Origin of the sequence: Streptomyces sp. NBC_00513 (assembly GCF_041431415.1) — a bacterium.
Classification (GTDB): Bacteria; Actinomycetota; Actinomycetes; order Streptomycetales; family Streptomycetaceae; genus Streptomyces.
This window is the reverse complement of sequence record NZ_CP107845.1, coordinates 7,021,160-7,030,333: the sequence shown is the minus strand read 5'-3', so window position 1 is coordinate 7,030,333 and position 9,174 is coordinate 7,021,160. Positions and strand designations below refer to the sequence as shown.

Annotated in this window: 7 protein-coding genes; 3 read left to right on the top strand and 4 right to left on the bottom strand. The window is 69.2% G+C overall.

Annotated features, from left to right (window positions below; translation table 11 throughout):
• Nucleotides 1-248 precede the first annotated feature (248 nt).
• Both OHA84_RS31750 and OHA84_RS31745 read right to left on the bottom strand, forming a co-directional pair.
• Nucleotides 249-1,493, bottom strand: coding sequence for an NAD(P)/FAD-dependent oxidoreductase (locus tag OHA84_RS31750; protein WP_266953347.1), 1,245 nt, complete (start codon nucleotides 1,491-1,493; stop codon nucleotides 249-251).
• Nucleotides 1,494-2,256: 763 nt separating this feature from the next.
• Complete coding sequence (locus OHA84_RS31745) at nucleotides 2,257-2,733, bottom strand: RICIN domain-containing protein (RefSeq protein ID WP_266953344.1); 477 nt, start codon at nucleotides 2,731-2,733, stop codon at nucleotides 2,257-2,259.
• 487 nt (nucleotides 2,734-3,220) lie between these two features.
• Here OHA84_RS31745 and OHA84_RS31740 point away from each other — a divergent pair, with 487 nt between their 5' ends.
• The gene (locus OHA84_RS31740; RefSeq protein ID WP_266968484.1) at nucleotides 3,221-3,820 is read left to right on the top strand and encodes a GNAT family N-acetyltransferase; all 600 of its coding nucleotides are present in this window, start codon (nucleotides 3,221-3,223) and stop codon (nucleotides 3,818-3,820) included.
• Between the two features lie 207 nt (nucleotides 3,821-4,027).
• A complete protein-coding gene (gene fabV, locus OHA84_RS31735) occupies nucleotides 4,028-5,236 on the top strand; it encodes an enoyl-[acyl-carrier-protein] reductase FabV (RefSeq protein WP_266953340.1) in 1,209 nt (402 codons plus the stop codon).
• 76 nt (nucleotides 5,237-5,312) lie between these two features.
• On the opposite strand, the gene OHA84_RS31730 is transcribed toward fabV, so the two are convergent.
• Nucleotides 5,313-6,323 carry a polysaccharide deacetylase family protein gene (locus OHA84_RS31730; RefSeq protein ID WP_266953338.1) on the bottom strand — a complete coding sequence of 337 codons (1,011 nt, stop codon included), beginning with the start codon at nucleotides 6,321-6,323 and terminating at the stop codon, nucleotides 5,313-5,315.
• Between the two features lie 203 nt (nucleotides 6,324-6,526).
• Here OHA84_RS31730 and OHA84_RS31725 point away from each other — a divergent pair, with 203 nt between their 5' ends.
• Nucleotides 6,527-8,152 carry a putative glycoside hydrolase gene (locus tag OHA84_RS31725; RefSeq protein WP_266968486.1) on the top strand — a complete coding sequence of 542 codons (1,626 nt, stop codon included), beginning with the start codon at nucleotides 6,527-6,529 and terminating at the stop codon, nucleotides 8,150-8,152.
• 102 nt (nucleotides 8,153-8,254) lie between these two features.
• Here OHA84_RS31725 and OHA84_RS31720 read toward each other — a convergent pair whose 3' ends face one another.
• Complete coding sequence (locus OHA84_RS31720) at nucleotides 8,255-8,917, bottom strand: deoxynucleoside kinase (protein ID WP_266953334.1); 663 nt, start codon at nucleotides 8,915-8,917, stop codon at nucleotides 8,255-8,257.
• Nucleotides 8,918-9,174 lie beyond the last annotated feature (257 nt).

Genomic DNA, 9,174 nt, shown 5'->3' with positions numbered 1-9,174 from the left:
GCACCCGGGCCCGGTCGGTGAGTGGTCGGGCTACTGCCCTGTGGTCTGACGGCTGCCGGGAAGGCTGCCGGGGTGTCGGACGACGGCCTCGGAGCTGCCCGCGGGCGAGCCCGCCGTCTTCCGGAGTGATCTACACGGCTGCCTGGGCGGGGGTGGCGCGAAGCACCGGCGCGAGCGCCCGGAACGGCACGCTCGACGCACGGCACTGGGCGTTCGTGTCCCGGTGGGACTCGATGGGGCGAGGGTCGTCAGCCGGCCGGATCGTAGATCCGTTCCTCCTGCGGCGTGCCGGCGGCGTCGTAGAGCTGCTCAAGGGCGTCCGGGGCGTAGACCTCGTAGTCCGGGACGACTCCGCCGATCAGGCCGAGCATCTTGTTGGTCCACTCCTGGGTCTGGCCCATCGCGGCCATCGTCGCCCGGAAGAACGGCGGCAGTTCGGTGAGTTCGCCGAGCGTCGTCGTGAAGTCGTAGACTCCGGCGCTCTCCTCGTCGCGCACCTTGTTGTACTCGGCGAGCGCCTCGTCCATCGACCGCTCGCCGGTCAGGCCCTGGTGGACGCGCTCGGCGAGGAGTTCGCCGTGCAGGAAGCCGTCGGTGATGCCCCACCCCGTGTAGGGGTCCTTGTGGTAGCCGGCGTCGCCGACGAGAGCCCAACCGGGGCCGTGGGCGCGGCGGTAGTAGTTGTCCGGGTAGCGCATGGGCCTGAAGTCCTCTTCGCGTCGGCCCTGGTCGCGCAGTTGCGCCCCCATTTCCGGGGACACGTCGTCGAACACGCCCTGGAAGCCGCCCTCGACGTCCTGACGGAACTCCTTGAGCTGGCGTCGCGTGCAGATGACGGCCAGCATGTTCACGCCGTCGTTCGTCGGCCAGGTGCCGAACCACTTCTCGTTGAAGCCGGTCTTGTGGTGCAGACCCCAGTCGTCGAGCCCGCTGTAGTACGAGTAGTAGATGAAGCCCGCCGCGGGGCGCACGTTGTACAGCTCCGCGCCCACCTTCTTGGCGACCGTCGAGTGGAAGCCGTCGGCCCCGATGACCACGGTGGCGCGGAACTCCCGCTCCGGCCCGTCCCCTTCGCGTCCGCGGATTCCGGTCACACGGCCGTCGGTGAAGACCAGGTCGGATACGGTGAACCCTTCGACGACCTCGGCGCCGGCCCGGCGAGCGGCGTTGACGAGGATCTCGTCCAACACGGTGCGTCGGGGGCAGTAGACGGCGTCGACACCGTCCACCGGGTCGGCGAACCCGTTGAGATCGATGCCCCGATACGAGTAATGCATCTTTCGGAGCGCCGGCGTCTTGGCCGCGATGATCTCGTCGAGAAGACCCCAGTCCTGAAGCTTCAACAGGCCGGCCTGGTGAATGTAGTGGGTCGACACCGTGTCACTGGGGAATGAGGCCCGATCCACCACGAGCACCCGGTGACCCTGTCGGGCCAGCAGCATCGCAACGGGCGATCCTGCACAGCGGCCACCTACAACAATAACGTCGTACATACAACCCTCCGGTCAAATGGTTTGACGTAACTGATGCACCGTTGATCGGCGGCGCAAGCACGATCCGGAGGTTATGGAAACCGGTATATCCAGGTCAAGCCTCGGTAATGTCCGACCGATGGGCGGGCGTTCGATTCTCGCCATCAGAATCACTCACTCCGCTCGATTACCGTAAGCAATGCACCTGTTTGCCCGATTTGAAGGGGCGAAGATGTGCCATGCATCACAATCATCATCGAGACAGAAATCAGCCAGTCCGGTCAAGGTTCGGTCATCACCCATACCGGAATGCTCTCTTCCTAAACTAATGCACTTGACACGATCCACAGATTGGATGATCCGGGAGACCTGGCGGACCCCCCGTGGTAATGAGCAATCCCAGGGAGCCGTCGGCGTTCTCCATAACCGATGACAGCCACGGCGACAAGGTGCCGAAGGTCGGGTCATCGGAAATCTCGGCGGGCCGACATCCCCAACCGTCGAGGGCATCGGGAATCGTCGGATCCGGCGCGCAGTGGCGCCCGGGCACACAAAGAGGAGTCCGATGGTGAGGGGCGGACACATAGGCCCCCGCTCCGCGGTCTTCTACGGTGTGACGACACGCCCCCGTCCTTCCGCGGCTCGAACAACGGAGGTACCGCACGTGAACGCCGACAGCGAACGGCCGACCTTTGGAACGACCGAGGGCCCCGCACCTGCCGGTGCGGGGCCCTCGTGACGGCGCGGGGCACCAGTGGGCGCCCTGTGGGGAGTTCTCGATCGACTAGCGCACGAGGCCCCACGACTGGCCGTAGTTGAACTCGGGCGAACACTGCCACAGCGTGACCCAGGTGCCGTTGGCCTGCGATCCGCCCTTGTTGGTCAGGCACTTGACCCCGTTGACGGTCCAGGTCCGACCGCTGTTCCCGGAGAAGTTCTGGGCGGGCGATCCGGTGCAGTCCCACAGGGTGAGGACGGTGCCGTTGGTGTTCGTGGCGTTGCCCCGCGGCGTCAGGCACCTGCCGCTCGCGTCGTGCACGATCGAGTCGCTGACCCAATGCCAGTTCTGCAGGTTGCTGCCCGTGCACGACCACGTGGTGATGACCGTGCCATTGGCCCCGCTGTTGCCCTGGGGAGTGGCGCAGTTCCCGGAGTTGTACAGCCGGGTGCCGCCGGCGGCGACGGCGGCCTCATCGCCGAGGATGTTGAAACCGAGTACGGTCAGCAGCGCCACCAGCGCCGCCGTCAGCCTACGCGTCATGTCTTCCCTCACTGATCTTCTTCGGCCCGACGGCCGATTCTCTGACTTCTCCGACGCCGCACCAGGCACAAGTGAAGGTCCACGTCCGCCGGCGACACACATCTGGTCTCGGGCATGCGGGAGCACGGCACACGAACGATCAGGTTCAGGCTGTCGGCGCCACGGAACTCGCCCCGGACAACCCCACGATCCCGACCAACTGGCCCTGCCCCAAGGCTTGTCGAAACAGCACGAGAAATCGAACTCCCGTACTGACCCCCACCCGGCAAGCAACATACACAGCGGCGTCACCCGCGGGCAAAGGCAATCCGACACCCGTCCCGGCATCGAGGCGTCGGTCCCTTCGGGCGCCCGCAGACCGAGGAGGCGGCGATGCGGCCGCCTGCACGCAGGTGTCCCGCGCCGAGGTCGGCCCCACCTCCCCGCATCATCGACCGCTCGGCAAAACCGTTCGACACCCCGATCGCGATGACGTTGGCTGGACTTCATGCCCGAACTGCGCACGGATCGTCTTCTGCTCCGCCGGTGGCGGGAATCCGACCTCGAACCATGGGCGGAGATGAACGCGGCCCCCGAAGTCCGGGAACACCTTGGGGAACCGCTGACGCGGGAGCAGAGCGACGCCACGGTGGCACTGATGCGGGCCGGGTTCGACGGGCGGGGCTTCGGCTGGTGGGCGCTGGAAGCACGGGACACGGGCAGGTTCATCGGACGCGCCGGCCTGGACGAGGTGGACCAGGACATGCCGTTCGCGGGGGTGGACGTCGGATGGCGGTTGAGGCGTTCGGCGTGGGGCCACGGTTATGCCACCGAAGCCGCCCTGGCCTGCCTGGCCTTCGGCTTCGACTCGCTCGGGCTGTCGGAGATCGTGGCGTCGACGACCGTCCACAACCTTCGGTCCCGGGCGGTGATGCGCCGGATCGGCATGACCCGGGACCCGGCCGACGACTTCGAGGACCCGAGCGTTCCCGAAGGGCCACTCCGCCGGTGTGTGCTGTACCGCATCCCCGCGGGGGTGTCGAAGGCCCACACCTCACGGCGGCCACGACCGCTTCGCCTGCCGAGCCCGGGAACGCTCCCGGAGTAACCCTCCCTTGAGGGCGGCGCGTTCTCCCGCGGCTGCGCCCGTCGGGCAGATGTGGCACGACCGGATGGGACACCGACAAGATTCCGCGGCCACTTCTGGCAAAGATCACCATCATCGGATCGTGCCCCGCTCACCGAGGATGTGAGCAGGCCCGTCCGGAGTGACCGCCGGTGCACGGGCGACCTCTTCTGCCCAAAGGACCCCCGAGTGCGCCTCCGCGAGATCAAGCCCGGCAACCGCGGCTACCTCTACGTCAACAGCCACCCGACCGGATGCCGAGCCGTGGTCGACGACATGTGGCGACAGACGCCGGACCCCACCGGCGACGACCGGCCGGGCCCGGTCACCCTCGTCATCGGCTCCAGCGCCGGCTACGGCCTGGCCGCGACCCTGGTCGGCCTGCGCACCCACCGGATGCGCGGACTCGGCATCGCCTTCGAGTCCCCCGCGACCGAGCGCCGCACCGCGGGCGCGGGCTGGTACCGCACCGCGCGTACCGCCGAACTCGCCGCCGAGACCGGCGCCGACTTCACCTTCCTCAACGGCGACGCCTTCTCCGACGAGGTCAAGGACGAGGCCGTCGACCAACTGGCCGCCCGCTTCGGCAAGATCGACCTGCTGGTCTACAGCATCGCCGCCCCGCGTCGCACCGACCCTGTGACCGGCGAGGTCCACCACTCCGTCATCAAGCCGATCGGTACCGACTACCGGGCCAAGACCCTCGTGTTCGAGGACGGTGTCCCGCAGATCGGCGAGATGTGCCTGCGCGCCGCGGACGAGGCCGAACGCGAAGCGACCGTGCAGGTGATGGGCGGCACCGACTGGCGGATGTGGATCGACGCCCTGCGGTCCAAGGACCTGCTCGCCGACGGCTTCCGGACCGTCGCCCTCTCCTACGTCGGATCCGACATCACCGCCCCCATCTACCGGGCCGGAACCATCGGGGCCGCCAAGCAGCACCTCGAAGACACCGCCCGCGCCATCAACACCCGACTCCAGGGCACGGGCCACGCCCACACCGTCGTCGCGGGCGCGGCCGTCACCCAGGCCTCCACGGCCATCCCGAGCATCGCGCTCTACACCGGCATCCTCCACCGCGTCGCCGGTGACAGCTGGCAGACCACCGTCGATCAGGCGGCGGCCCTGTGGAACCGGCTCGCCGGCGACGCCGGACTCGACGTGGACGACCAGGACCGCGTCCGGCTGGACGACTGGGAGATGAACCCCGAGGTCCAGGCGGCCGTCCGCGCCATCTGGGACCGGTCCGACACCGACAGCATCGCCGCGACCGCGGACACCGCGTGGTTCCGCGACCAGGTCGGTCGGCTCTACGGCTGGAACGTCCCCGGCGTCGACTACGAGGTCGCCGCCGAGACCACCGTCCCGTGGCCCACCCCCGCGCCTTGCGGCATCTGACCCGTCCGCGCCGTCTTCGGCCCGTCCTCCGCCCGTCGTCGACCCGACCCGCGCGGTCGAGGACCGTCCTCGCCGCTCAGTACGGGCGGGCGCGCCGCGCGAAGGCCGGGGACAGTTCGTTCCGGGAGGCGCTCGGGAAGGCGACGGTGTTCGGGTCCCCGTCGGACACGTACCGGTTCTTCCCCGCGGCGAGCTTGTCCAGCCAGCGCGACGAGCCGAAGTCGGCGTCCTCGCCCTCGGGCCCCGCCGAACGGATCCGCGGGATCGCGCCGGGGGTGAACGTCTTCGCGAACGGCGAGACCGAGGGGTTGGCTCCCACGAGGTACACCCCGTCGTAGCGGTAGCCCGTTCCCCGCGTGGCGATTCCGGCCGGCTGGGGCATGGCGCCGAACGGCAGGGCGAGTGACGTGACCCGCGTCCCGGGCACCGCCCTCTCGATCGCGAGCTGTCCGGCCGAGATCGCCCGCGTGGCACCCGCCTGGTCCAGGGAGCGCAGGTTCTCGTGGCGGTCGGTGTGGTTGGCGACCTCGTACCCGTGCTCCTTCAGCCAGGTCAGGGCCTTGGCGGTACCGGTCGCCGAGAAGCCGTCCGCGTTGACGAAGAACGTCGCCACCGGCTTGAAGCCGGGGTGCTTCGCGGCCGTCTCCATCAGGATGGCGACGGCCGTGTCGGGCGCCGGGACGCCGCCCGGGCCGAGGCGCACCTGGCTGTTGGTCGAGTCGTCGAAGGTGAGGACCACCGGGTGCGTCCCGGCGGGGATGTCGATGCGGCCCGTCTGGAAGTCCCGGGCCGTCACGGGCACGTAGTCCTCCCGCGCGAGGCGCTCCATTTCGGCGCGGAAATCGGCCGGGGTGCGGTCGTAGACGCCGGCCGGTCTCCCGGTGAGCTGGTGGTACATCAGCACGGGCACCTGGCCGAGTTCGTCGGCGCCGACCTCCGCCGGCGTCTTCGCGGCGACGGCGCCGACCGCCGCGGACGAGGCGGCCCCACGGCCTTCCCCGGCGGCCGGTGACGGCCCCGTGGAACAGCCGGAGGCGAGCAGGGCGGCGCCCACCAGGGCGCCCAGCGGGACGAGCGGGTGGCGCATGAGAAGCTCCTCCGTGGTGGACGTGTCCCGCCATCCCTACCTCCGACGGGAGCGCGTGTACCGCACGGACCCCTGCATGGCGTAGCCGCCACGCCGGGCAGGAACGGGGCATTCGTGTGAATTATGGGCGTAACGCGCCGACCGGGACACCGTGTGGCAATGAATGAAGTCAGCATCCGGCCCACGGCACGAAGGACGGCACGATGTCCCCCCAGCACATATCGCGCTCGGCCACCCCCCTCCGCCTCCGCCGCCCGACCCATCGGGTCGCCCTGTTGGCGACGACCGGGGCCCTCGGACTGGCCGGAGCGGCCGTCGGAGCCTGGACCATCCTCGCGCCGGGCCCGGGCCTCCACGGTCTGGGCGACGGCGCCGTCCTCGACGGCCACAAAGCGGCGCACGTCAGCGCCTACCTCGCCACCGAGGAGACCGGCGGCAGGGACGGGCTGCGCGCCACCCTGGACGGCACGGCGGTCCCCGTCACGGCCGAGGGCGCTCGCCTGAAACTCGTCCTCCCGCGCCTCACCGAGGGCCGACACACCCTGGTGGTGGCGGGCGACAGCAGCTTCCCCTTCGCCTCGTACCGCAAGGTCGTGGGCTTCCGGGTGGACACCACCGCTCCCGAGCTGGCGGTGGCCGACCCCGACGTCGGGAACGTCGCCGCTCCCGTGACCCTCACCGGCCGTGCGTCGACCGACTCCGAGGTGACCGTCAACGGCAGGAAGGTCCCGGTCGACAAGGCCGGGGCCTTCAAGATCAAGGTCCCCGAGGGCACCCCCCTCGCGACGGTCACCGCCGTGGACCGCGCCGGAAACACCACCACCAAGGAGGTGTCCACCCGGGGGCGACGCCCCATGATCCGTGCCGCACACATCACCGCCATCGGGTGGGGCGACAACACCTTGCGCGGCAACATCCTCGCCCTCGTTCGCAGCGGCAAGCTCAACGCCGTCGAGCTGGACGTCAAGGACGAGGACGGCGAGGTCGGGTACGACTCGCGGGTGCCGCTGGCCCGCCGGATCGGCGCGGCCAAGGGCTACTACGACGCCCGCAAGGCGATCACCGAGATCCACTCCGCCGGCGCCCAGGTCATCGGCCGCATCGTGGCCTTCCGCGACCCCAAGCTCGCCGCGGCCGCCTGGAAGTCCGGCAGGAGCGACCAGCTGGTCCTGACCCCGACCGGACAGCCCTACGACGGCGGCCACTACGGAGCGCTGTCCTTCACCAACTTCGCCAACGCCACGGTCCGCGCGTACAACCGGGACCTCGCCGTCGAGGCGGCTCGGCTCGGCTTCGACGACATCCTCTACGACTACGTGCGCCGACCGGACGGCCCGCTCTCCCACATGCGCTTCCCGGGCATCGGCAGCGCCACGCCCGAGCAGTCGATCACCTCGTTCGTCGCCGACACCCGCACCGCGCTGCGTCCGCACTCCGCCTACCTGGGCGTCTCGGTGTTCGGCATCGCCGCCACCCGGCCCACCGAGATCGCGCAGGACATCGGGGCCCTGGTCAAGGTCACCGACTACATCGCACCGATGGTCTACCCCTCCCACTGGGGGCCGGGCGAGTACGGTGTCGCGCAGCCCGACACCGCTCCGTACGCGATCGTGCAGCGTTCCCTCGCCGACTTCGCCCGCCAGGCGAAGGGCACCCGGACCGAGATCGTCCCGTGGCTCCAGGACTTCTCGATGGGCAGCACCTACGGGCCGGCCGAGGTGGCCGAACAGATCAAGGCCGCGGCGGCCAACAAGATGAACTCCTTCATCCTGTGGAACGCCGGTGCCCGCTACCAGGGCGCGGCGCTCCAGCAGATCACCACGCGCTGAGGGGCCGCCCGCGCGCGGGCCCGACGACGAGGCGGAACCGGTGCGCATGGCACCGGTTCCGCCTCGTCGCGGCGCCCGCGGGACCGCCCACGGGGAAGGGTTTCAGCCCCGGAGCCTTGCCGGCTTCAGTGCGTCCCTGACCTCTTGCACCACGCGGGCCGCGTCCTCGGGGTTGTTCACCACATCGGTGTGGTTCATGTCCACGACGAGGACATCACTGGCCGAATAGTGCTTGTGCACCCAGTCGTCGTAGCCGGACCACAGCGTCCGGTAGTACTCGACGAGGCTCTCGTCCTGCTCGAAGTCACGGCCCCGCAGCCCGATGCGATGCAGCACCGTCTCGAAGTCCGCCTTGAGGTAGACCATGAGATCGGGTGCCTTGCGGTACGGCAGGCCGTCGATCTCGCGCATCATCTCGCCCAGCAGTCCCTCGTACACCCGCATCTCGAGGGAGCTGATCCGTCCCAGGTCGTGATTGACCTTGGCGAAATACCAGTCCTCGTAGATGGACCGGTCGAGGACGTTGTCGCCCTGCTTGTACGCCTCCTTGATCGAGGCGAACCGCGTCTGCAGGAAGTAGAGCTGGAGCAGGAAGGGGTAGCGGTTCGCCTGGATCTCCTCGGGGCTCGCCGTGTAGAAGAGCGGAAGGATCGGATTGTCTTCGACGCTCTCGTAGAAGACTTCGCTGCCCAGCTCCTTGGCGAGCAACTCGGCCACGCTCGTCTTGCCGATCCCGATCATGCCTCCGACGCAGATCACCGGCATACCTCGCTTCTCCCTGGGGGTCTTCTGTTCACGGGCGGGGGGCTGCGCACCCCACACCACTGAGACGCGTATCGGCGGTCACTCGATTCCCCAAGACCTTCTCGACCAGTGTCCTGTGGTTCCCGTACGGGCCGGGGCCCCCACGCACGCCACGCACCTCGACCGGCCGGACCCGACCGTTCCGCAGGTGCCGCGGACCGCGACGAGCCACCGCCGCGCGGCCGCCTTGAAGCATAAATGACAACCCGACCCATTCC

Bases quoted from the DNA above. Each gene is read 5' to 3' on its own strand.
- OHA84_RS31750 (WP_266953347.1), bottom strand. From the start codon at position 1,493: ATGTACGACGTTATTGTTGTAGGTGGCCGCTGTGCAGGATCGCCCGTT.
- OHA84_RS31745 (WP_266953344.1), bottom strand. From the start codon at position 2,733: ATGACGCGTAGGCTGACGGCGGCGCTGGTGGCGCTGCTGACCGTACTC.
- OHA84_RS31740 (WP_266968484.1), top strand. From the start codon at position 3,221: ATGCCCGAACTGCGCACGGATCGTCTTCTGCTCCGCCGGTGGCGGGAA.
- OHA84_RS31730 (WP_266953338.1), bottom strand. From the start codon at position 6,323: ATGCGCCACCCGCTCGTCCCGCTGGGCGCCCTGGTGGGCGCCGCCCTG.
- OHA84_RS31725 (WP_266968486.1), top strand. From the start codon at position 6,527: ATGTCCCCCCAGCACATATCGCGCTCGGCCACCCCCCTCCGCCTCCGC.
- OHA84_RS31720 (WP_266953334.1), bottom strand. From the start codon at position 8,917: ATGCCGGTGATCTGCGTCGGAGGCATGATCGGGATCGGCAAGACGAGC.